Source organism: Streptomyces sp. NPDC008137, assembly GCF_042957035.1.
In the GTDB taxonomy this organism is placed as follows: domain Bacteria; phylum Actinomycetota; class Actinomycetes; order Streptomycetales; family Streptomycetaceae; genus Streptomyces.
Genome location: NZ_JBIBHN010000005.1, coordinates 276,917 through 298,799, shown reverse-complemented (window position 1 = coordinate 298,799; position 21,883 = coordinate 276,917). Strand labels below are relative to the sequence as shown.

17 protein-coding genes and 1 riboswitch are annotated in these 21,883 nt (G+C 71.6%); of the genes, 10 read left to right on the top strand and 7 right to left on the bottom strand.

The features are described from left to right. The first annotated feature begins 142 nt into the window (after window positions 1-142). Both ACFZBT_RS11235 and ACFZBT_RS11230 read left to right on the top strand, forming a co-directional pair. Window positions 143-703, top strand: coding sequence for a DUF485 domain-containing protein (locus ACFZBT_RS11235; RefSeq protein WP_391101291.1), 561 nt, complete (start codon window positions 143-145; stop codon window positions 701-703). Beyond that, window positions 700-2,292, top strand: a complete 1,593-nt coding sequence (locus tag ACFZBT_RS11230) for a cation acetate symporter (protein ID WP_391101289.1) — start codon at window positions 700-702, stop codon at window positions 2,290-2,292. The genes ACFZBT_RS11235 and ACFZBT_RS11230 overlap by 4 nt, the downstream gene beginning before the upstream one ends. 31 nt (window positions 2,293-2,323) lie before the next feature. On the opposite strand, the gene ACFZBT_RS11225 is transcribed toward ACFZBT_RS11230, so the two are convergent. From ACFZBT_RS11225 to ACFZBT_RS11210, 4 genes are all read right to left on the bottom strand, one after another. Continuing rightward, a complete protein-coding gene (locus tag ACFZBT_RS11225) occupies window positions 2,324-3,004 on the bottom strand; it encodes a response regulator (protein ID WP_391101286.1) in 681 nt (226 codons plus the stop codon). Next, complete coding sequence (locus ACFZBT_RS11220) at window positions 3,004-4,674, bottom strand: ATP-binding protein (protein ID WP_391101284.1); 1,671 nt, start codon at window positions 4,672-4,674, stop codon at window positions 3,004-3,006. Before ACFZBT_RS11220 ends, ACFZBT_RS11225 begins: the two co-directional genes overlap by 1 nt. A 140-nt stretch (window positions 4,675-4,814) precedes the next feature. After that, window positions 4,815-5,759 carry a sucrase ferredoxin gene (locus tag ACFZBT_RS11215; RefSeq protein ID WP_391101282.1) on the bottom strand — a complete coding sequence of 315 codons (945 nt, stop codon included), beginning with the start codon at window positions 5,757-5,759 and terminating at the stop codon, window positions 4,815-4,817. Between the two features lie 53 nt (window positions 5,760-5,812). Next, window positions 5,813-7,069, bottom strand: coding sequence for a citrate/2-methylcitrate synthase (locus ACFZBT_RS11210; RefSeq protein ID WP_391101280.1), 1,257 nt, complete (start codon window positions 7,067-7,069; stop codon window positions 5,813-5,815). 110 nt (window positions 7,070-7,179) lie between these two features. Between ACFZBT_RS11210 and ACFZBT_RS11205 the strand changes: the two genes are divergently transcribed. Together ACFZBT_RS11205 and ACFZBT_RS11200 are read left to right on the top strand one after the other, a co-directional pair. Then, on the top strand, window positions 7,180-8,343 hold the full coding sequence (locus tag ACFZBT_RS11205) for a citrate synthase (protein ID WP_391101278.1): 1,164 nt from the start codon (window positions 7,180-7,182) through the stop codon (window positions 8,341-8,343). A gap of 278 nt (window positions 8,344-8,621) precedes the next feature. Next, window positions 8,622-8,861 carry a hypothetical protein gene (locus ACFZBT_RS11200; RefSeq protein WP_184589726.1) on the top strand — a complete coding sequence of 80 codons (240 nt, stop codon included), beginning with the start codon at window positions 8,622-8,624 and terminating at the stop codon, window positions 8,859-8,861. Between the two features lie 80 nt (window positions 8,862-8,941). Here the strand turns inward: ACFZBT_RS11200 and ACFZBT_RS11195 are convergent, their stop codons facing one another. Then, entirely contained in the window at window positions 8,942-9,499 is a 558-nt protein-coding gene (locus ACFZBT_RS11195; RefSeq protein WP_391101274.1) for a DUF6082 family protein, read from the bottom strand. Window positions 9,500-9,821: 322 nt separating this feature from the next. Here ACFZBT_RS11195 and ACFZBT_RS11190 point away from each other — a divergent pair, with 322 nt between their 5' ends. Further along, the gene (locus ACFZBT_RS11190) at window positions 9,822-10,892 is read left to right on the top strand and encodes a GTP-binding protein (RefSeq protein WP_391101271.1); all 1,071 of its coding nucleotides are present in this window, start codon (window positions 9,822-9,824) and stop codon (window positions 10,890-10,892) included. 29 nt (window positions 10,893-10,921) lie between these two features. Here the strand turns inward: ACFZBT_RS11190 and ACFZBT_RS11185 are convergent, their stop codons facing one another. Next, complete coding sequence (locus ACFZBT_RS11185; RefSeq protein WP_391101269.1) at window positions 10,922-13,378, bottom strand: DNA topoisomerase (ATP-hydrolyzing); 2,457 nt, start codon at window positions 13,376-13,378, stop codon at window positions 10,922-10,924. Window positions 13,379-13,635: 257 nt separating this feature from the next. Here ACFZBT_RS11185 and ACFZBT_RS11180 point away from each other — a divergent pair, with 257 nt between their 5' ends. The 4 genes from ACFZBT_RS11180 to ACFZBT_RS11165 all read left to right on the top strand — a co-directional run bounded on the left by ACFZBT_RS11180 (window position 13,636) and on the right by ACFZBT_RS11165 (window position 18,451). Continuing rightward, window positions 13,636-15,012 carry an insulinase family protein gene (locus ACFZBT_RS11180; protein WP_391101480.1) on the top strand — a complete coding sequence of 459 codons (1,377 nt, stop codon included), beginning with the start codon at window positions 13,636-13,638 and terminating at the stop codon, window positions 15,010-15,012. Beyond that, window positions 15,009-16,397: an insulinase family protein gene (locus ACFZBT_RS11175; protein ID WP_391101267.1), complete on the top strand. Its 1,389-nt coding sequence runs from the start codon at window positions 15,009-15,011 to the stop codon at window positions 16,395-16,397. The genes ACFZBT_RS11180 and ACFZBT_RS11175 overlap by 4 nt, the downstream gene beginning before the upstream one ends. Before the next feature lie 203 nt (window positions 16,398-16,600). Next, a riboswitch (cyclic di-AMP (ydaO/yuaA leader) is annotated at window positions 16,601-16,765 on the top strand. A 12-nt stretch (window positions 16,766-16,777) separates the two neighbouring features. Beyond that, complete coding sequence (locus tag ACFZBT_RS11170; RefSeq protein WP_391101265.1) at window positions 16,778-17,563, top strand: peptidoglycan DD-metalloendopeptidase family protein; 786 nt, start codon at window positions 16,778-16,780, stop codon at window positions 17,561-17,563. 192 nt (window positions 17,564-17,755) lie between these two features. Continuing rightward, the gene (locus ACFZBT_RS11165) at window positions 17,756-18,451 is read left to right on the top strand and encodes an FCD domain-containing protein (protein WP_391101263.1); all 696 of its coding nucleotides are present in this window, start codon (window positions 17,756-17,758) and stop codon (window positions 18,449-18,451) included. 147 nt (window positions 18,452-18,598) lie between these two features. Here the strand turns inward: ACFZBT_RS11165 and ACFZBT_RS11160 are convergent, their stop codons facing one another. Then, window positions 18,599-18,880, bottom strand: a complete 282-nt coding sequence (locus tag ACFZBT_RS11160; protein WP_071381868.1) for an HPr family phosphocarrier protein — start codon at window positions 18,878-18,880, stop codon at window positions 18,599-18,601. Window positions 18,881-19,058: 178 nt separating this feature from the next. Here ACFZBT_RS11160 and ACFZBT_RS11155 point away from each other — a divergent pair, with 178 nt between their 5' ends. Then, window positions 19,059-21,881, top strand: coding sequence for a GNAT family N-acetyltransferase (locus tag ACFZBT_RS11155; protein ID WP_391101261.1), 2,823 nt, complete (start codon window positions 19,059-19,061; stop codon window positions 21,879-21,881). The last annotated feature ends 2 nt before the right edge of the window (window positions 21,882-21,883 follow it).

Here is a 21,883-nt window from a genome sequence, read left to right as displayed (position 1 = left end):
GGGGGCCAAGGACCCTGACCAGGCGATGCGTTACGCCAAGGGACAGGGTCCGGTGCGGCCACCAGCGGGTCGAGTCACCTGAAGGGGTGAAGCGGGAGGGGAAGAAGAGTCGGGGATCTTCCCGTTCTGTCCATCCTTGGGCATGCAGCCAAGCAAGGACCGTCCCCATGACAGCGGGGCCGGGCAGGACAGTTGGGTCGAGACTCTCGACGCTCATGACCCGGTCCCGGCCGAGGAGGCCGGGCATCTCAGGTACGACGACCCCTGGTACGACGCCCTCGCCTCCGGCTGGGGCGAGTCGGCCGGTGCCGGGGAGCCCGCTGCGGCGATGGTGCCGGCGGCGCGAGGGGAGGGCGAGACCGGGGCCGCGTCGGCCGAGGTGTACCTGGAGGTGCAGCGCAGCGCCGCCTTTCAGGAGGTGCGGCGGCGGTACCGGAGGTTCGTGGTGCCGGCCTTCGTGGCCTTCTTCGCCTGGTACGTGGGCTACGTCGTCGCCGCCACGACCGCGCCGGAGCTGATGGCCCGGCCCGTGGCGGGAGCGGCCAACGTGGCGATGGCCGCGGGGCTCGGGCAGTTCCTCACCACGTTCCTGCTCACCTGGGCGTACGCCCGGCACGCGCGGCTGCGCAGGGACCGGGCGGCGCTCGAACTGCGCTGGGACACACAGGAACTGACGCGCGGCGCGAACGGCGGTGTCTCGTGACGGGCGAACACCAGACGCTGGCCCTGCTGCTGTTCAGCGCGTTCGTCGCGGTCACGCTGGCGATCACGACGTGGGTGAGCCGCAAACGGCGTGGTTCGGCGGAGGAGTTCTACGCGGGCGGGCGGCTCTTCTCACCGATGGAGAATGGTTTTGCCCTCGCGGGCGACTACATGTCGGCCGCCTCCTTCCTGGGGGTCACCGGGCTCATCGCGCTGTTCGGCTACGACGGGCTGCTCTATGTCGTCGGGTTCCTCGTGGCCTGGCTGGTGGTGCTGTTCCTCGCCGCCGAGCTGGTCCGCAACTGCGGCCGGTTCACGCTCGCCGACGTCGTGGCGGCGCGGATGCGGGAGCGGCCGGTGCGGATCGCGGCGGGAACCTCCTCGGTCACCGTGTCCGTGCTGTATCTGGTGGCGCAGATGGTCGGCGCGGGCAGCCTGGTGGCGCTGCTGCTGGGAGGTACGAGCGAGGCGGCGCGGTCCTGGACCGTCATCGGTGTGGGCGCGCTCATGGTGATCTATGTGTCGTTGGGAGGGATGCGGGCGACCACGTGGATCCAGATCGTCAAGGCCGTTCTGCTGCTCGGCGGCACCATCGCGCTGACGGTGCTCGTCCTGATGCGCTTCCACGGTGACCTGGACCGGCTGCTGCTCACGGCGGCCGAGCGCAGCGGTCACGGGGCGGCGTTCCTGGCGCCCGGGCTGAAGTACGGCGGGGACTGGACCGCTCGCTTCGACTTCATCAGTCTGGGACTGGCCCTGGTGCTGGGTACGGCCGGGCTGCCGCACATCCTGTCCCGCTTCTACACGGTGCCCACCGCCCGCGCCGCACGCCGCTCCGTCGTCTGGGCCGTCGGACTCATCGGCGGCTTCTACCTGATGACGATCGTGCTCGGCTTCGGCGCCGCCGCCATCGTGGGGCCGGATGCCGTCCGCGGGTCGAACGCGGCCGGGAACACGGCGGTTCCGCTGCTCGCGCTCGATCTGGGCGGCGGTGCCGGGACCACGGGGGGAACGGTGCTCTTCGCGATCGTCGCCGCGGTCGCGTTCGCCACGATCCTCGCCGTGGTCGCCGGCATCACGCTCGCGTCCTCGGCCTCGGTGGCGCACGACCTGTACGCGTCCTTGCGGCGCAGGGGCGGCAAGCCGCGCAGCGAGGTCGCGGTGGCCCGCGTCGCGGCCGTCGGAGTGGGGGTGGTGGCGATCGCCCTCAGCCTGCTGGCGCGGGATCTCAACGTGGCGTTCCTGGTGGGTCTCGCCTTCGCCGTGGCCGCGTCGGCGAACCTCCCGGTGCTGCTCTACTCCCTGTTCTGGCGCGGCTTCACGACACGTGGCGCCGTGTGGGCCGTCTACGGCGGTCTCGTCCCGGCCGTGGTGCTCGTGGTGCTGTCGCCCGTGGTCTCGGGCAGCCCGGACTCGCTGTTCCCGGGCGTCGACCTCCAGTACTTCCCGCTGCGGAACCCGGGCCTGGTCTCGATCCCGCTGGGCTTCTTCGCGGGCTGGCTGGGCACGGTCACCTCGGCGGACGCCCCGGACGAGGCCAAGCACGCCGAGACCGAGGTGCGGTCGTTGACCGGGGCGGGAGCGGCGTAGGGGCGGTGCCTTCCACGGCCTGCCCTTCGGGCTAGGCGCGGGTCGCCCACACGTAGCGGTGTTCCGGGCGGCCCGCGTCCCCGTACTTGAGGGTCAGTCTGGCCCGTCCCGTGCGCTCCAGGAGCTTCAGATAGCGCTGGGCGGTCTGGCGGCTCACCCCGGTGCGCTCGGCGATCTCCTGGGCGGACAGGGGCCCGTCGGCGTGCATCAGGGACTGACGGACCAGCTCCGCGGTGGTGGGGGAGTGCCCTTTGGGCAGATCGGGCTCCGACGGGGTCGACAGCGCCCCGAAGATGCGGTCCACCTCGGCCTGCTCGGCCTCCCCGCCGCCGTCGAGGGTGCGGCGCAGCTCCGCGTACGCCTCCAGCTTGGCGCGCAGGCCGGCGAAGGCGAACGGCTTGACCAGGTACTGCAGCGCGCCCTGCCGCATGGCCGCCTGCACGGTGGACACGTCCCGGGCCGCCGTCACCATGATCACGTCGGTCTGGTGGCCGCGACGCCGCATCTCCTGGACGACCTGCAGACCCGTCTCGTCGGGCAGGTAGTGGTCCAGGAGCACCAGGTCCAGCCGGGGCAGCGTCTCCAGCTGGAGCAGCGCCTCGGCTGCGCTGTGGGCCGCGCCGGCGACATGGAAGCCCGGCACCTTCTCGACGTAGGCGGCGTTGACCCGCGCGACTCTCGTGTCGTCGTCCACGACCAGGACCTCGATCATCACGACTCCTTCTTGGCGGTCTGCGGAGCTGACGGCGCGGTCAGGGCGGGTTCGGGGCCCGGCTCGGTGAGCGCCTCGGGCAGGACGACGGTGAACTCCGCGCCCCCGCCGTAGGCCTCGTCGACGGTCGCGCTGCCCCCCTGCCGCTCGGCGAGCCTGCGCACCAGGGAGAGGCCGATGCCCCGCTCGCGGTGCGCCGGAGGCTTCTTCGTGGACCATCCGGCAGTGAAGATCAACTCCCGGTGCTCCGGAGGGATTCCCGGGCCCGTGTCCCGCACCCGGAGGATCGCCGTACGCCCTTCGGCGCGCAGTTCGACCTCCACGCGCGCGTGCGGCTTGCCCGCCACCGCGTCGAGGGCGTTGTCCACCAGATTGCCGACGACGGTCACGAGCCCCTGGGGGTCGATCAACCGGTCGGGCAGCCGGGTCCGGTCCGACACCCCCAGGGCGACGCCCCGCTCGGCCGCGACGGTCGCCTTGCCGACCAGCAGGGCGGCGAGCAGCGGGTCCTCGATCCGCTCGGTGACCTGCTCCGCGGTGGCCCGGTGATCCCCGACGACCTCGCCGACGAACTCGACGGCGTCGTCGTACATCTCCAGTTCGAGCAGCCCCAGGAGCGTGTGCATCCGGTTGGCGTGTTCGTGGTCCTGGGCGCGCAGGGCGTCGATCAGACCACGGGTGGAGTCGAGTTCGCGGCCCAGCTGCTCCAGCTCGGTGCGGTCGCGCAGGGTGGCCACGGCGCCGCCGTCGTCGGTGGGCATGCGGTTGGCGACCAGCACGCGCTGACCGCGCACGGTGAGCAGGTCCGTGCCGGTCACGCGCCCGGCCAGTACATCGGCCGTGCGGCCCGCGCCCAGTGCCTCGTCCGGGGAACGCCCCACCGCCGCGTCGTCGATGCTCAGCAGCCGCTGCGCCTCGTCGTTGAGGAGACGGATGCGGCCGGTGCGGTCCAGGGCGACGACGCCCTCCCTGATGCCGTGCAGCATCGCCTCGCGTTCCGACAGGAGCGCCGCGATGTCGGAGAAGGCCAAGTCCCGGGTCTGCCTGTGTACCCGCCGGGAGATGAGCCACGCGGCGAGCGCACCGACGGCCAGGGCACCGCCGGCGTACGCGAGCAGCCCCGGGATGGCGTGGATCAGCCGGGCCCGGACGCTGTCGTAGGCGATGCCCACCGAGACGGCGCCGACGACCGAACCGTCGCTGTCGCGCAGCGGCACCTTGCCCCGGGCGGAGCGGCCCAGGGTGCCGCTGTCGATCTCCATGACCTCCTTGCCGGCCAGGGCCTGGCCGGGATCGGTCGAGACGATGCCGCCGATCTGCTTCCTGTCGGTGTGCGACCAGCGCACACCGCGCCAGTCCATGACCACGATGTACTCGGCCTGGGTGGCCTTCCGGATCCGCTCCGCCTCCCGCTGCACCGGACCGTTCGGGGAGGGCGGGGTGTCCCTCAGGTCCTGCGCGAGATCCGGCTGCTGGGCGGTCGTCTGCGCGATCGCAAGCGCCCGGCGCATCGCCTGGTCGTCCAGCTGGTTGCTCAGAGGCGCGAGGAACAGCCCGGTCGCGAGGACCGCGACTCCCGCGGCGATCGCCACCTGCATCAGCAGCACCTGCGAGAACACCCGCCGCGGGAGGCCGAGGCGCAGGCGGCGGGCGGAGGGAGTGGGGCTCATACCCAAGACGGTACGTGCGGCCGGCTACCTGCCGTAACGGGTGTGGCGTGGATCTCTTGATCAATGCTTGCCCGGAGTGGGGCCGAGCGAGGGTGACATCAATGGTTGAGGGGGGCAAGGACGGGGACGGGGACGGCCGGTCAGCTCGCCAGTGCCGTCGTCACCCGCATCTCGCGGATGGCCACGACGTCCATCCGCGCGGGCGAACCGAGCACGGACGCCCCGCAGCTCTCCGGGCGGGGCGGCAGGGCAGCGCCCTGGGCGACCTCGACCTGCCATTGGCGTCCGTCGGTATGGGCGACGGTAACCTCCCAGCGCGGGGCGGCGCCCGATGTCCGTACGACGCTCAGGGCCTCCGCGGCATACTCGCCGGTCCGGGTGCGCACGGCGAGCTCGGCCGCCTGACCGGGCCGTTCCCAGGCCGAGCTGCCCCGGCAGCCCGCCACGACGATCCGCCCCTCTCCGGCGCCGTGCAGGACCTCCTTGAGGGTGTGGGCCTCGGCCCGGCCGTACGCGTATCCGTACGGCAGCACGAGTACGGTCGGGGAGAAGCGGTGACCACCCAGATGGGTGACCTCCCAGACGCCCTCGACCCCCGACGTGGCGAGTTCGGCCGCGAGGGGCCGGCCCAGGAGGGCGCAGCAGCGGTCCCGCTTGCCGTTGGTGCAGACGAGGGCGAGCGGATCACCGTCGTGGGGCCGGCCGCCCAGCACCCCGTCGAACGTGTGGTGGTCGCCCCGGCCGAGCGCGGCGAAGTCGAGATCGAGCAGGGACTCCGGGTCCGAGGTCGTCGCGCCGTGCAGCCACACGTTTCCTGGCACGGTGTGGGCCGCGTACACCCGGCGCGAGGCGGGCATACGGCGGTCCGCGTGGCGCCCGGGGCGGCGGATGAGCGCGATCCGCACGCCCGTGTCCTTCGCCGCGGCTTCCAGGGCGCGGCCCAGCGCGGGGTCCAGATGGCTGGAGGTGAGCGCCTTGGCACCCCACGGACCGGGCTGTTCCAGCAACAGCCAGGTCCTCGCGGTGGCGGCGGTCGCCGAAACGGGCTCGTCGAAGTCCCGGGAGACGCTCGTGCACGTACTCACACAGGTGAGCCTAACCTGAGTTGGCGTGCGGCGGCGGCCGGGCCCGCCCTGCCCTACTCCGGCAGTGGCTGAGGCGGCTTCGGACCCGCGTAGAGACCGCTCGGGCGCATGCGCAGAGGGCGTTCGCCGTACTCCTCCAGGGCGTGGGCGATCCAGCCCGCCGTACGGGCCACGGCGAAGATCGTCTCACCGGCCGTCGCGGGCATGCCGAAGGACGTGGTGAGCACGGCGAGCGCCAGGTCGACGTTCGCGTGCAGCGGGGCGTGGCGGGCGGTGGTCTCGACGATGTCGCGGGCCGCGAGCAGGGCAGGCTCCGCGCGTGGGATCTGTTCCAGGAAGGTGAACAGGGCACGCGCGCGTGGGTCCTCGCCGGGGTAGAGCCGATGGCCGAGTCCGGGGATACGGCGGCCGGCGCGCAGTTCGTCCGCGATCACGGGCGCCGCGTCGCCCTGGTCGAGCACGTCGAGGAGCAGCCGGTGGGCGAGCCCGCTGGCCGCGCCGTGCAGCGGGCCCTCGATCACGCCCAGCCCCGCCGAGACCGCCGCGTAGGCGTGGGCACGGGCCGACGCGGCGACGCGCACCGCGAGCGTGGAGGCGGCCAGGTCGTGGTCGACGAGGAGGGCGAGGGCGGCGTCCAGGGCGCGCAGGGAGGCCTCGTCGGCGTCCTGCCCGGACAGCCGGTCCCACAGGCGGTGGGCCAGGGGCCCCTCGTCGCGGCGGTCGTGCCTCTTGGGTGGCAGCGCGGCGACGAGCGTGGGAATGAGCGTGCGCGCCGTGCCGAGCACGGCCTCCTCGGACAGGTCGAACCGCAGCGGGTCGGCGGTCGCCGCGGCGATCGTCGCGACGCGCAGCAGGTCGGTGGGCGCGGCGTGCTCGGGCAGTGCGTCGACGGCGCGGCGGGCCACGGCCACAGAGGCGGGGGGCGCGGTGAACGTGCCGCCCGGGTGCATCCGGCCGGTCCACAGCCACTCGGCGACCTCCTCGTAGGTGTGCTGTGCGACCAGCTCGGCCGCGTCGACACCGCGGAAGTAGTAGCGGTCGCTCTCGATGAGCGTGATGCGCGTCCGCACGGACAGCTCGCCGCCGGATCCGGAACCGGCCGCGCTCTCCCGCCTGCTGCGCCGGGCGAGCGCCTCGACCTCCCCGGCGTCGAAGGTGCTGCCCCGGCCGCCGGTCACCCGCCGGCTGCTGAGCTGGCCGCGGCTCACATACGCGTACACGGTCTCCGGCTTCACGCCGAGCAGCTCGGCGGCCTCCTTGGTGCTCAGCCGCATGTCCGCATCGCGGGGGACGGGTTCTTGATCGCGCATGGGGGTCACCGTATCCGCCTAGCGGCTCATTGATTGATGCATTGATTGAATCAATATTGACACCGCTAAAGTCAATCATGGACAGTCGAATCAAGTCCAGGGAGGAAGACATGTCCGTCAACAGGTCCGCAGCCACTCTTCTCGACGCGCCACGGGGACTCGCCGGGGTCGTCGTCACCGACACCCGGATCGGTGACGTCCGCGGTCTCGAGGGCTTCTACCACTACCGGCAGTACTCGGCCGTCGACCTCGCGCGGGCCCGCGGCTTCGAGGACGTCTGGCACCTGCTCGTGCACGGCGAACTGCCGGACGCCGGGCGGAGCGCCGCCTTCGCGGCCGAGACCGCCGCGCTGCGGCGGCTCCCCGACGAGGTGCGAGCCGCTCTGCCGACCATCGCGGCGGCCGGCGGGCGCTCCGGCCCGCTCGCCGGGATGCGTACGGCACTGTCGCTGCTGGGTGCCGCGAAGGGGTTCCGTCCCGTGTACGACGTCGATGCCGGGCAGCGCCTGCGGGACACGCTCGAGGCGGCCGCCGCCGTACCCACATTGCTCACCGCGCTGCACCGGCTCGGGCAGGGGCTCGAGCCCGTGGAGCCGCGCGAGGATCTGTCGTACGCGGCGAACTACCTCTACATGCTGACCGGCTCGGTACCGACCGAGCAGCACGCGCGGGCGATCGAGCAATACCTGATCTCAACCATTGATCACGGATTCAATGCGTCAACCTTCACGGCCCGGGTCATCGCGTCGACCGGCGCGGACGTGGCGGCATGCCTCGCCGGTGCGGTGGCGGCGCTGTCCGGGCCCCTGCACGGAGGTGCGCCCAGCCGCGCCTTGGACACCCTGGACGCGATCGGCACCCCGGACCGGATCGACTCCTGGGTGCGTCAGCGGGTGCTCGCGGGGGACCGCATCATGGGCTTCGGGCACGCGATCTACCGCACGGAGGACCCGCGGTCCAGGATGCTGCGCGAGGTCGCCCAGGCGTTCGGCGGGCCGCGCGTGGACTTCGCCGTGGAGGTCGAGCGTCACGTCGAGGCGATCCTGGCGGAGCTGAAGCCCGGCCGTGAGCTCCACACCAACGTCGAGTACTACGCGGGCGTGGTCATGGAACTGTGCGGCCTGCCCCGAGAGATGTTCACTCCGACCTTCGCCGCGGCGCGAGCGGTGGGCTGGAGCGCCAACATCCTGGAACAGGCGGAGGACACGAAGATCATCAGGCCGGTGGCGCGGTATGTCGGGCCACCGGCGCCCGAGTCGGTACCGACTGCGTAATCGGTGCCGACTGCGTAAAAGTCACAACCGTCTTAAACGGGATGATGATCGATTCTTCACTGCCTTCCGTCACTCTTGCGGATGTTCTTCAGGAACGCGAGTGGCCCCACCCTCGCGGGTGATAAAACAGGGCCGCGAAGATGCCTTGCTTCCTTGGGGCGCGGGGGCGGGCCGTGTGCGTGTCGCGCGGCGGCCAAGGCTCGGGCCTGCGAGGATGCCACCGCTCGCGCGGCCGCGGGCGCAGGCGCTTGTGCCTTGAGAACAGAGGGAATTCAACAGTGAGTCAGATCATCCGCCGCCTTGGTGTCGCTCCCCGCTATCGAGGCAGTGCCGGTGGCGGGACATGTCCCGACATCTTTGAATTGGCCGACGGGAACTTCGCGGTCATCGGCACGGATGTCACCGACTCCCTCGACACCCAACTGCCCGACGACGCCGGACGCGCCGACTACGAACGCATCGTCGTCATCACCCGGGAGACGCTGGTCAAGGCGAAGAAGGACATCCCCGACGCCTGACGATGTCGTGGTCGTGAAGGAGTGGTCGTGAAGGAGCCGGGCCCGTCTCGGTGCGATGCCGTGCGGGTCGGCTCCTTCCGTCATGGGTCGGTGGGAGGCTCGCCGACCACCCACCACTCATCGGTGTCCGCCTCATCGAGTTGCAGGAGCAGGTCGTCGACGAGCCGGCCGAGTTCCGCCTCCTCGGTGCCCGTAAGGCTCGCGCGCTGTTGCTGGGTCGCGTACCAGTACTCCCTGACGATCGGGTTCTGGAAGATGCCACGGACGTGCTTGAAGAACTCGTCCCTTCCCATGTTGCCGATGCGGTAGTAGCAGAGCAGGTTGGTGTACAGCGCATTGGCGAAGAGGTACTGCCGGCGCCGCTCAGGGGTGACGGGCCTCTCGAAGATGTCCAGGACCTCGGCGAGTTCGGGGTCGTCGATCGCCTTGCTCAGCAGTTCCCAGTGCTGCCGCTGCTGCCTGGCCAGATTGGAGCGCTGCTGCGTACGGGCCTGCCGTTCCAGCTGGTCCAGCCGTTCGTGCAGCGTGTCCATCGCCTGCTTCTGTGCCGCCATGGCGACGAGAGCACCGGCCACCATGCCGAGTCCGGCCGCGGCGGCGGACCGCAGTCCCTGTATCCCAATATTCCGTGTGGCCATGTCAACCCCCGGGTCAGGCGGCCGTCCGCCGGTCGTCGGGATGCGGGTCGACTGGAGGGGACCGGCGAGCAGTGGGCGGCGCTTGCCGTCTCCCCAGAGTGCCGAGCGGCTCTGATCGGCGGGGAGGCGGAGAGGCGGCGCACGGAGGGAAGCGAGGGTCGCACGATCCGGCGCCTTGCCGAACGTCTGCCCCGCAAGTGCTGCTAACAATCGTTCACTTCGGCGCGATTCCTGCGGCTCGTATCCTGGTTCGGCATTCATTCTTCGTCCCTGTGCCGAGAACGCGAGCCGGTGCACGCGTCGGCGTGAGAGAGGTCGCACGGTGAGCCAGCCGAGCCCGAGTCCGAGCCCGACGACGCGGCAGATCCCGGTCGTGATCCTGGCCGGTTTCCTCGGATCCGGAAAGACCACGCTGCTCAATCATCTCCTGCACCGCAGCGGAGGCAGCCGGATCGGCGCGGTCGTCAACGACTTCGGGGCCATCGAGATCGACGCGATGGCCGTCGCGGGCGCGCTCGGCGATTCGACCGTCTCGCTCGGCAACGGATGCCTGTGCTGCGCCGTCGACGCCGGCGAACTGGATCTCTACCTCGAGCGGCTCACGGAGCCCTCCCTCGGTATCGACGTCATCGTCATCGAGGCCAGCGGTCTCGCCGAGCCGCAGGAACTCGTGCGGATGGTGCTCGCGAGCGAGGATCCGCGGATCGTGTACGGCGGGCTCGTCGAGGTCGTCGACGCCGCCGAGTTCGACGACACCCGGGCCAGGCATCCCGAGATCGACCGGCATCTCGCGCTGGCCGACCTCGTCGTGGTCAACAAGGCCGACCGGGCGGCCGACGGCGAGCGCGTCCTCGGGCTGGTCCGGTCCCTGGTCGACCGCGCGGCCGTCGTCCTGGCCACCTACGGCCGGATCGACCCAGAGTTCCTCTTCGACTGCCGGCCGAGCGAGGAACGCGTCGGGCAGCTGTCCTTCGACGACCTGCACGAGATCGGTGCGGACGGCCATGCCGGGCATCTGCACAGCGCGTACGACAGCCTGTCGTTCGTCTCCCGGGAGCCCCTCGACCCACGCCGGCTGATGGAGTTCCTCGACAGCCGGCCCGAGGGGCTGTACCGGATCAAGGGGTACGTCGACTTCGGGCCCCACGACGTCCAAAACCGCTACGCCGTCCACGCCGTCGGGCGGTTCCTGCGCTTCTACCCGGAGCCCTGGCCGGCCGGCGACGAACGCCTCTCCCAGCTGGTGCTCATCGGTTCCGGGATCGACACGGCCGCCCTCGACAAGCAGCTCGACACGTGCCGGAGCGGGGCCCCACACGCCGACGAGCACGGCATGTGGGGCGTCCTGCGGTACGTACCGGGCACCGAGGAGGATCTCGGGGAGTCTGCCTAGGTGCGCGTTCCGGACCCGCCGGAGTCCGCCTAGGCCGGGCCCGCCACCACCCACACGGTCTTCGTCAGGGAAACCCCCGAGCCGTCCCGCCGCGGGTCGATCTCCGGAAGGTCGACCGGAGTGCCGTTCTTCTGTGCCGCGAGGGCCGGGACCGGGCCCGCCCAGGCCAGGGACAGGCAGTCCTCGCCCTTCAGGAACCGCTGGCAGCGGACGCCGCCCGTGGCACGGCCCTTGCGCGGGTACTGGTCGAACGGGGTCAGCTTGGCCGTCGTCTGGACGGAGTCGTCCAGCGTGCCGCGCGAGCCCGCGACGGTGAAGACGACGGCGTCCGTCGCCGGATCCACCGCCGTGAAGGAGATGACCTTCGCGCCCTCCGTGAGCTTGATGCCCGCCATGCCGCCCGCCGCCCGGCCCTGGGGACGGACCACCGAGGCCTGGAAGCGCAGCAGCTGGGCGTCGTCGGAGATGAAGATCAGATCCTCGTCGCCGGTCCGCAGTTCCACCGCTCCGACGATCCGGTCGCCCTCCTTGAGGGTGATCACCTCGAGCTCTTCCTTGTGGGACGGATAGTCCGGCACCACGCGCTTGACCACCCCCTGTGCCGTGCCGATCGCCAGGCCCGGCGACGACTCGTCGAGGGTCGTCAGACAGACCACCGTCTCGTCGTCCTCCAGGGAGACGAACTCGGCCAGCGGGGCACCTCCCGCCAGATTCGGCGTCGACAGCGACTCCGGGAGCTGGGGCAGGTCGATCACGTTCAGCCGCAGCAGCCGGCCCGTCGAGGTGACCGCGCCCACTTCGCCACGGGCGGTGGCAGGCACCGCCGAGAGGATCACGTCGTGCTTCACGCGCTCGGCGCCGGCGTCCGCCGTGAACGGCTCGCCGTTCGCCGTACGGGCCAGCAGCCCCGTCGAGGACAGCAGTACCCGGCACGGGTCGTCGGCCACCTGGAGCGGCACGGTCGCCACCGGAGTACCGCCGGCCTCCAGCAGGTCCGTACGCCGGTCGGTGCCGAACTTCTTGGCGACGGTGGCCAGTTCGGAGGAGACCAGCTTGCGCAGCTCGGCGTCCGAGTCGAGGATCCGGGTCAGTTCCTCGATCTCCGCGTTGAGCCGGTCCTTCTCCGCCTCCAGCTCGATGCGGTCGAACTTGGTCAGGCGGCGCAGCGGCGTGTCGAGGATGTACTGCGTCTGCACCTCGCTCAGCGAGAACTGCTCCATCAGGCGCTGCTTCGCCTGCGCGGAGTTCTCGCTGGAGCGGATGAGGCGGATGACCTCGTCGATGTCCAGCAGGGCCGTCAGCAGGCCCTCGACCAGGTGCAGCCGGTCGCGCTTCTTGCCGCGGCGGAACTCCGAACGCCGCCGTACGACGGTGAAGCGGTGGTCGAGGTAGACCTCCAGGAGTTCCTTGAGGCCCAGCGTGAGCGGCTGGCCGTCGACCAGCGCCACGTTGTTGATGCCGAAGGACTCCTCCATCGGCGTCAGCTTGTACAGCTGCTCCAGGACCGCCTCCGGCACGAAGCCGTTCTTGATCTCGATGACCAGGCGCAGGCCGTGCTCGCGGTCGGTGAGGTCCTTGACGTCGGCGATGCCCTGGAGCTTCTTCGAGCCGACCAGGTCCTTGATCTTGGCGATCACCTTCTCCGGGCCGACCGTGAAGGGCAGCTGCGTGACGACCAGGCCCTTGCGGCGCGCCGTCACGGTCTCCACGGCGACGGTCGCCCGCATCTTGAACGTGCCGCGGCCCGTCTCGTACGCGTCCCGGATGCCGGGCAGGCCGACGATCCGGCCGCCGGTGGGCAGGTCGGGGCCCGGGACGTGCTTCATCAGCGCGTCCAGATCCGCGTTCGGATACCTGATCAGGTGGCGGGCGGCCGCGATGACCTCGCGCAGGTTGTGCGGCGGCATGTTCGTGGCCATGCCGACGGCGATGCCCGAGGCGCCGTTGACCAGGAGGTTCGGGAAGGCGGCGGGCAGGGCCACCGGCTCCCGCTCCTGGCCGTCGTAGTTGGGGTTGAAGTCGACGGTGTCCTCGTCGATGGAATCCGTCATCAGGCTCGTCGCCTCGGCCATCCGGCACTCCGTGTACCGCATGGCGGCCGGCGGGTCGTCGTTGCCCAGCGAGCCGAAGTTGCCGTGGCCGTCGACCAGGGGGACACGCATCGAGAACGGCTGGGCCATGCGCACGAGGGCGTCGTAGATCGACGCGTCGCCGTGCGGGTGCAGCTTGCCCATCACCTCGCCGACGACGCGGGCGCACTTGACGTACCCGCGCTCGGGACGCAGGCCCATCTCGCTCATCTGGTAGACGATGCGGCGGTGCACCGGCTTGAGGCCGTCGCGTGCGTCCGGCAGGGCGCGGGAGTAGATGACCGAGTACGCGTACTCGAGGAAGGAGCCCTGCATCTCGTCGACGACGTCGATGTCGAGGATCCTCTCCTCGTACGAGTCGTCGGGCGGCGGGGTCTTCGTGCTGCGGCGGGCCATCGCTGCCGGCTCCTTGCCTCTGCGATCCGGATCTGACGCCGACCATTGTGGACCGCCGCACTGACAACCGGGACCAGGACCCGGTCTCCGACGCCCGCCGCGCCGTCCGGGCCCGGCACAGCGGGTCACTCGATCTCGCTCTCCGCGTACGCGCCCGGGAACTTCACCAGCGCTCCGCACGCTTGCATACAGTGGCAGGACCGGCAGGAATCCGCGGTCGGAACGACCGCACCGCGATCGAAGGGACGTACATGCCCATGGGTCACACGGCCACAGCCCAGGCAGGCTCCGGGGGCCTGACAGCGACCGAGCACCGCCTGGCCAACGGCCTGCGCGTGGTGCTCTCCGAGGACCACCTGACCCCGGTCGCGGCGGTGTGCCTCTGGTACGACGTCGGCTCACGCCACGAAGTCAAGGGGCGTACCGGCCTGGCTCACCTTTTCGAGCATCTGATGTTCCAGGGTTCCGCCCAGGTGAAGGGCAACGGCCACTTCGAGTTCGTCCAGGGCGCGGGCGGCTCGCTGAACGGCACCACCAGCTTCGAGCGCACCAACTACTTCGAGACCATGCCCGCCCACGAGCTGGAGCTCGCCCTCTGGCTGGAGGCCGACCGCATGGGCTCCCTGCTGACCGCCCTCGACGACGAGTCGATGGAGAACCAGCGTGACGTCGTCAAGAACGAGCGCCGCCAGCGCTACGACAACGTGCCCTACGGCACCGCCTTCGAGAAGCTGACCGCCCTCGCCTACCCGGAGGGCCACCCCTACCACCACACCCCGATCGGCTCGATGGCCGACCTGGACGCGGCGACCCTGGAGGACGCGCGCGCGTTCTTCCGGACCTACTACGCGCCGAACAACGCCGTGCTCTCCGTGGTCGGCGACATCGACCCGGAGCAGACCCTGGCCTGGATCGAGAAGTACTTCGGCTCCATCCCCGGCCACGACGGCAAGCACCCGCCCCGGGACGGCTCGCTGCCGGAGACCATCGGCGAGCAGCTGCGCGAGGTCGTCGAGGAGGAGGTCCCGGCGCGCGCCCTGATGGCCGCCTACCGGCTGCCGCACGACGGCACACGCGCGTGCGACGCGGCCGACCTGGCCCTCACCGTCCTCGGCGGCGGTGAGTCCTCCCGGCTCTACAACCGCCTCGTACGACGGGACCGTACGGCCGTGGCGGCCGGCTTCGGCCTGCTGCGGCTCGCCGGGGCGCCCTCCCTGGGGTGGCTGGACGTGAAGGCGTCCGGAGACGTGGAGGTGCCGGTGATCGAGACCGCCATCGACGAGGAACTCGCCCGGTTCGCCGAGGAGGGCCCCACGGCCGAGGAGATGGAGCGCGCCCAGGCCCAGTTGGAGCGCGAGTGGCTGGACCGGCTCGGCACGGTCTCCGGCCGGGCCGACGAACTGTGCCGGTACGCCGTGCTGTTCGGTGACCCGCAGCTCGCCCTGACCGCCGTGCAGCGTGTGCTGGAGGTCACGGCGGAGGAGGTCCAGGAGGTCGCCAAGGCCCGTCTGCGGCCCGACAACCGCGCGGTGCTCGTCTACGAGCCCGTCGCCGACGAGACCGGCGAGGACGCCGACAGCATCGAGGACACCGCAGCCGCGGCCACGAACGAGAACGAGGAGGCGGCCAAGTGACCGAGCTCGCCACGATGGACTTCCACCCCCGGCCCCAGGCGGGCGAGGCCAAGCCCTGGGCCTTCCCGGCCCCCGAGCGCGGCACGCTCGACAACGGCCTCACGGTGCTGCGCTGCCACCGCCCCGGCCAGCAGGTCGTCGCCGTCGAGGTGCTGCTGGACGCACCCCTGGACGCCGAGCCGGCCGGTCTCGACGGTGTCGCCACGATCATGGCCCGGGCCTTCTCCGAGGGCACCGACAAGCACTCCGCCGAGGACTTCGCCGCCGAGCTGGAGCGCGCCGGCGCCACCCTCGACGCGCACGCCGACCACCCGGGCGTCCGGCTGAGCCTGGAGGTCCCCGCCTCCCGGCTCGTCAAGGGCCTCGGACTGCTCGCCGACGCCCTCAGGGCGCCCGCGTTCGCGGACAGCGAGGTCGAGCGGCTGGTCGCCAACCGCCTGGACGAGATCCCGCACGAGCTGGCCAACCCGGCCCGGCGTGCCGCCAAGGAGCTCTCCAAGGAGCTGTTCCCGGCGGACTCGCGCATGTCGCGGCCCCGGCAGGGCACCGAGGAGACGGTCGCCGCGATCGACTCCGCGGCCGTACGCGCCTACTACGAGAAGCACGTCCGCCCGGCGACCGCGACCGCCGTGGTCGTCGGCGACCTCACCGGCATCGACCTCGACGCGCTGCTCGGCGACACACTGGGCGCCTGGACCGGCTCCTCGGCCGAGCCGCGGCCGGTTCCGCCGGTGACCGCCGACGACACCGGCCGGGTCGTCATCGTGGACCGCCCGGGCGCTGTCCAGACGCAGTTGCTCATCGGCCGGATCGGCTCGGACCGGCACGACCGCGTCTGGCCCGCGCAGGTGCTCGGCACGTACTGCCTCGGCGGCACCCTCACCTCCCGTCTGGACCGCGTCCTGCGTGAGGAGAAGGGCTACACCTACGGCGTGCGGGCGTTCGCCCAGGTCCTCAGGTCCGCCCCGGACGGGACCGGTGCCGCGATGCTCGCGATCAGCGGCTCCGTGGACACCCCCAACACCGGCCCCGCCCTCGAGGACCTCTGGACGGTGCTGCGCACCCTCGCCGCCGAGGGGCTGACCGACGCCGAGCGGGATGTCGCCGTGCAGAACCTGGTCGGCGTGGCGCCGCTCAAGTACGAGACGGCGGCGGCCGTCGCGAGCACGCTGGCGGACCAGGTCGAGCAGCACCTGCCCGACGACTACCAGGCCGCGCTCTACCGGCAGCTCGCCGCGACCGGCACCGTGGAGGCCACCGCGGCGGCCGTCAGCGCCTTCCCGGTGGACCGTCTGGTGACCGTCCTGGTCGGAGACGCGGCGCAGATCAAGGGCCCGGTCGAGGCCCTCGGCATCGGTGAAGTCGCCGTGGTCGCCGCCGAGTAGCGGGAGCCGAACGCCACGCGCGCGTAGGGGCCCTGGTTGTCTTCTAAGGCACCAGGGCTCCTCTATGTCCGAATTGGGGTGGGAGTTGCCTGTCTGCCCTGTGGGATGCGCTACAAAAGCCGGGATCCGTTTGGGAATTGAAAGTGGCGCCGCTTAGCGTCGTCCGGGCTGTTCGTCAGGCAGTGCGCCGCACCCGCGGCACCGGACAGTCATCGCCGAGTCCCCGTACGGCGCGAGCCAGGGGAGCCGGGGACCCACCGCAGTCCCTGGGGTGAATCGGACGCCCGCGCGAGTCGCGAGGGGGTCCGTAGGAGACCTTCCTGCTCCGAACCCGTCAGCTAACCCGGTAGGCGAGAGGGAAGGAAAGGACCAGCCACCACATGGCGTTCACGCGCGCCACCGGGAAGCACCGTCGTCCCAGCCGGATCCAGCGCCGCACGGCCCGCGCCGCGGGCGTCGCGGCCCTCGCCACCACCGGTGTCGTCGGCGCCGTGGCCGCCCCGGCCCTCGCCGCGGAGCCCGCCGCCGAGCAGACGGGCCTCACCCCGGTCGTCACCATGGGCGACACCGTGGCCCAGAAGATCGACGCCCAGGCCATCGCCCAGAAGCAGGCGGCCGAAGAGGCCGCCGCCAAGAAGAAGGCCGAGGAGGCCGCCCGCGAGCGCGCCGCCGAGGCGGCCAAGGAGGCCAAGGAGCGCGCCGAGAAGGCCCGCGAGGCCAAGGAGCGCGCCGCTCGCGAGGCCGAGCGCAAGCGTCTCAACACCTTCGTGTCCCCGATCTCCGGCTCGTACGTCTCCACCGGCTACAAGTCCGGCGGCGCCGTCTGGTCCTCCGGCAGCCACACGGGCGTCGACTTCCACGCCGCCAGCGGCACGGCCGTCCACTCGGTCGGCATGGGTGAGGTCGTCGAGGCCGGCTGGGGCGGTTCCTACGGCAACCAGGTCGTGATCAAGATGAACGACGGGACGTACACCCAGTACGGCCACCTGTCGTCCAGCAGCGTCTCGGTGGGCCAGAAGGTCACCCCGGGCCAGCAGATCGGCCTGTCCGGCGCGACCGGCAACGTCACCGGCCCGCATCTGCACTTCGAGGCCCGCACCGGTCCCGACTACGGCTCCGACATCGACCCCGTCGCCTACCTCCGCTCGCACGGCGTGAACGTCTGAACATCCGACGGCGACTGTTCTTCCCGAAAGCCCCGGCTCCCCGAGCCGGGGCTTTCGGCGTTCGCCACGGCCGACTGTCCAAAAAATATCCCTGATTTCCTGCCTGCCGTCGGAAATTCCGGCTCATTGCAATAGAGTCACGGAACACACGTCACCAGTCGACGTTTCACGGGGATTAAGCGGAGGTCGGTCATGCGTATTCCCGCGCACTCGGTGTGCACGGCCATCCGGGACGACATCGTCGCGGGTGTCTACGAGCGCGGCAGCCGGCTCACCGAGGAACTCCTCGCGCGCCGCTACGGCGTCTCGCGCGTCCCCGTCCGGGAGGCTCTGCGCACCCTGGAGGCCGAGGGCTTCGTGGTCACCCGGCGGCACGCGGGTGCGTGCGTCGCCGAGCCCACCGAGCAGGAGGCCGCCGACCTGCTGGAGATGCGCATGCTGCTGGAGCCGCTGGGCGCCGCCCGCGCCGCCCAGCGCCGCACCGAGGCCCATCTGAAGGTCCTGCGCGGCCTGGTCCGGCTCGGCCAGGAGCGCGCCCGCCGGGGCAACAGCGACGACCTGCGCTCTCTGGGCGGCTGGTTCCACGAGACACTGGCCCAGGCTTCCGGCAGCCCCGCGCTGACCTCGATGCTCACCCAGCTCCGGCACAAGATCGCCTGGATGTACGCCGTGGAGGCACCGTCCGGGCCCGTGGAGTGCTGGGCCGAGCACGGCGCGATCGTGGACGCGGTGGCGCGCGGGGACGGCGAGCGCGCGCGGGCGGTCACGGCGCTGCACACCGAGCGCGCGACGGCCGCGCACCGGCTGCGTTTCGGCTCCGCGGGGGAGCGCGCCGAGCGTGTGAGGAACTCGCAACATGCCGTAAACACGGCAAGCCTGCGGCATTAACACAGGAGCCGTATACAAAGAGTGGGTAATTCGCGGGGGGTTATTTCTGCTGCCCGCCGACGGGGAAATCGCTGGAAAGGCGAAGGGCTCGCCCGATGAATTCGGACGAGCCCTTCAGGGTGCGCCGGATCAAGCGCGGAGAAATACTCAAACGGTCTCGGGAAGCTCCTCGAGGCCCTCGGAGACCAGCTTTGCGAGCCGGTCCAGGGCGATGTCCGCGCCCTCGGCGTCGGAGGCGAGGACGATCTCCTCGCCTCCCTGGGCGCCGAGGCCGAGGACGGCCAGCATGGAGGCCGCGTTGACGGGGTTGCCGTCAGCCTTGGCGATCGTCACCGGGACGCCTGCGGCCGTGGCGGCTCGGACGAAGATGGAAGCGGGGCGGGCGTGGAGGCCCTCGGCCCAGCCGACGTTGACGCGGCGCTCAGCCATGTGTTGCTGCCCTTCGGTGTTCAGGGTTGTCTAGACCAGTTTCCCACAGCGTGAAGTTGTGCCGAAGCGGTCCTGGTGACCGCCCCGGGGTGCCGTCGGATCGCGGCCTCGACCCGACTGACGCCCTCCACAGACTGCCTCGCGTCCGCTGTCGGACGCTAGCCGTACTCTGGGGCCCATGCAGACCTCGCCGGACCGGCACGAGTATCCCGCCCACTGGGAAGCCGACGTGGTGCTGCGCGACGGGGGCACCGCGCGCATCCGGCCCATCACCGTTGATGACGCCGATCGCCTGGTCAGCTTCTACGAGCAGGTCTCCGACGAGTCGAAGTACTACCGCTTCTTCGCGCCGTACCCTCGCCTGTCCGCCAAGGACGTCCACCGCTTCACGCACCACGACTTTGTGGACCGGGTGGGACTCGCGGCCACGGTCGGCGGCGAGTTCATCGCCACCGTACGCTACGACCGGATCGGCGCCGACGGAACGCCCGCGTCGGCACCGGCCGACGAGGCCGAGGTCGCCTTCCTGGTCCAGGACGCCCACCAGGGCCGCGGCGTCGCCTCCGCGCTGCTGGAGCACATCGGCGCCGTCGCCCGGGAGCGCGGCATCCGCCGCTTCGCCGCCGAGGTGCTGCCCGCCAACAACAAGATGATCAAGGTGTTCACGGACGCCGGGTACACCCAGAAGCGCAGCTTCGAGGACGGCGTGGTCCGTCTGGAGTTCGACCTCGAACCCACCGACCGCTCCCTCGCCGTGCAGTACGCGCGCGAACACCGCGCCGAGGCCCGGTCCGTGCAGCGGCTGCTCGCGCCCGGCTCGGTCGCCGTCATCGGCGCCGGGCGTACACCGGGCGGCGTGGGCCGCAGCGTCCTCGGCAACATCCGCGACGCCGGCTTCACCGGCCGCCTGTACGCCGTGAACAAGGCTCTCCCCGAGGGCCAGAAGGATCTGGACGGCGTGCCGGCCCACCGCTCGGTGCGCGACATCGACGGCCCGGTCGACGTCGCGGTCGTCGCCGTACCGGCCGAGTACGTCCCCGAGGTCGTCACCGAGTGCGGCGAGCACGGCGTGCAGGGGCTCGTCGTGGTCTCCGCCGGGTACGCCGAGAGCGGCCTTGAGGGGCGCGAGAGCCAGCGCGCACTCGTGCGGCAGGCCCGCACGTACGGCATGCGGATCATCGGGCCGAACGCCTTCGGTGTCATCAACACCTCCCCGCGGGTACGGCTCAACGCCTCCCTCGCCCCCGAGACGCCCCGCCCGGGCCGGATCGGCCTGTTCGCCCAGTCCGGCGCCATCGGCATCGCGCTGCTCTCCCGGCTGCACCGCCGCGGCGGCGGCGTCACGGGTGTGACCGGCGTCTCCACCTTCGTCTCCTCCGGCAACCGGGCCGACGTCTCCGGCAACGACGTACTCCAGTACTGGTACGAGGACCCCGACACCGACGTCGTCCTGATGTATTTGGAGTCCATCGGCAACCCCCGCAAGTTCACCCGCCTCGCCCGCCGGACGGCCGCGGCGAAACCGCTGGTCGTGGTCCAGGGCGCGCGGCACGCGGCCGCTCCCCAGGGGCACGCCGTCCGGGCGACCCGGCTGCCGCACGAGACCGTCTCGGCCCTGCTGCGGCAGGCCGGCGTCATCCGCGTCGACACCATCACCGACCTGGTGGACGCGGGCCTGCTCCTGGCCCGCCAGCCCCTGCCGGCCGGGCCCCGGGTGGCGATCCTCGGCAACTCCGAGTCGCTCGGCCTGCTCACCTACGACGCCTGCCTCGCCGAGGGCCTGAGGCCGCACCCCCCGCAGGACCTGACCACGGCGGCCTCCGCTGCGGACTTCCACGCGGCCCTCTCGCGCGCACTGGCGGACGACCGGTGCGACGCGGTCGTCGTCACGGCCATACCCGCCGTGGGCGAGGTCTCGGTCGCGGACGCGGCCCTCGCCGAGGCCCTGCGCTCGGCGGCGGCCGCCGCCCCGGCCAAGCCCGTCCTGGTCGTGCACGTGGAGCTCGGCGGTCTGGCCGAGGCCCTGTCGGCGGCGGCGAGCACGGCACCCCAGGCAGAGTCGGGCACCCCACCGCAAACCGCTCCCCGGCCGTCGCTCACCGAAGAGCGACCCCCCGCTGCAGAGGCCCCCGAAGGCGCCCATCTCATCCCCGCCTACCCCGCCGCCGAGCGCGCCGTCCGCGCCCTCGCCCAGGCCGTCACCTACGCGCAGTGGCGGCGCGACGCCGCCGAGCCCGGCAAGGTGCCCGAGTACGACGACATCGACGAGAGAGGCGCCGCCACGCTGATCGACGGGCTGCTCGCGCGCGGGCAGGGACTCACGCTGGGCACGGAAGAGACCTGCGACCTGCTCGGCCACTACGGCATCCACGTCCACCGCGCCCTGCCCGCCCCGACACCCGACGCCGCCGCCGAGGCCGCCCGCACCCTCGGCTACCCCGTGGCCCTCAAGGCCACCGCCCCGCACCTGCGCCACCGCGCCGACCTGGGCGGCGTCCGCCTCGACCTCGCGGACGAGGACCAACTGCGCCGCTCATACACCGAGTTGACCGAGCTGTTCGGCGCACCGGACGAGCTGCGCCCCGTGGTGCAGCGGATGGCTCCGCGGGGCGTGGACGTCGTCGTACGAGCCGTCATCGACCCCGCGGCCGGAGCGGTGCTCTCCTTCGGGCTGGCCGGCGCCGCCTCACAGCTGCTCGGGGACACGGCGCACCGGCTGATCCCGGTCACCGACCGGGAGGCGGGCTCGCTGGTGCGGTCGATCCGCACGGCACCCCTGCTGTTCGGCTGGCGCGGCTCCGCACCGGCCGACACCCGCGCACTGGAGGAACTGCTGCTGCGGGTGTCCCGGCTGGTGGACGACCACCCCGAGGTCGTCGCGGTCACCCTGGAACCGGTCGTCGTCGCCTCGCACGGCCTGAGCGTCCTGGGCGCCTCCGTCCGCCTGGCGACCCCGCCCGCCCGCGACGACCTCGGCCCGCGGACCCTCCCCGCGTACTGACA

What these genes read in the sequence shown, in the direction of transcription:
- ACFZBT_RS11195 (WP_391101274.1), bottom strand. Translation starts at nt 9,499, where the DNA reads ATGGCCACACGGAATATTGGGATACAGGGACTGCGGTCCGCCGCCGCG.
- ACFZBT_RS11205 (WP_391101278.1), top strand. Translation starts at nt 7,180, where the DNA reads ATGTCCGTCAACAGGTCCGCAGCCACTCTTCTCGACGCGCCACGGGGA.
- ACFZBT_RS11225 (WP_391101286.1), bottom strand. Translation starts at nt 3,004, where the DNA reads ATGATCGAGGTCCTGGTCGTGGACGACGACACGAGAGTCGCGCGGGTC.
- ACFZBT_RS11155 (WP_391101261.1), top strand. Translation starts at nt 19,059, where the DNA reads ATGCAGACCTCGCCGGACCGGCACGAGTATCCCGCCCACTGGGAAGCC.
- ACFZBT_RS11170 (WP_391101265.1), top strand. Translation starts at nt 16,778, where the DNA reads ATGGCGTTCACGCGCGCCACCGGGAAGCACCGTCGTCCCAGCCGGATC.
- ACFZBT_RS11210 (WP_391101280.1), bottom strand. Translation starts at nt 7,069, where the DNA reads ATGCGCGATCAAGAACCCGTCCCCCGCGATGCGGACATGCGGCTGAGC.
- ACFZBT_RS11180 (WP_391101480.1), top strand. Translation starts at nt 13,636, where the DNA reads ATGGGTCACACGGCCACAGCCCAGGCAGGCTCCGGGGGCCTGACAGCG.
- ACFZBT_RS11185 (WP_391101269.1), bottom strand. Translation starts at nt 13,378, where the DNA reads ATGGCCCGCCGCAGCACGAAGACCCCGCCGCCCGACGACTCGTACGAG.
- ACFZBT_RS11160 (WP_071381868.1), bottom strand. Translation starts at nt 18,880, where the DNA reads ATGGCTGAGCGCCGCGTCAACGTCGGCTGGGCCGAGGGCCTCCACGCC.
- ACFZBT_RS11235 (WP_391101291.1), top strand. Translation starts at nt 143, where the DNA reads ATGCAGCCAAGCAAGGACCGTCCCCATGACAGCGGGGCCGGGCAGGAC.
- ACFZBT_RS11165 (WP_391101263.1), top strand. Translation starts at nt 17,756, where the DNA reads ATGCGTATTCCCGCGCACTCGGTGTGCACGGCCATCCGGGACGACATC.
- ACFZBT_RS11220 (WP_391101284.1), bottom strand. Translation starts at nt 4,674, where the DNA reads ATGAGCCCCACTCCCTCCGCCCGCCGCCTGCGCCTCGGCCTCCCGCGG.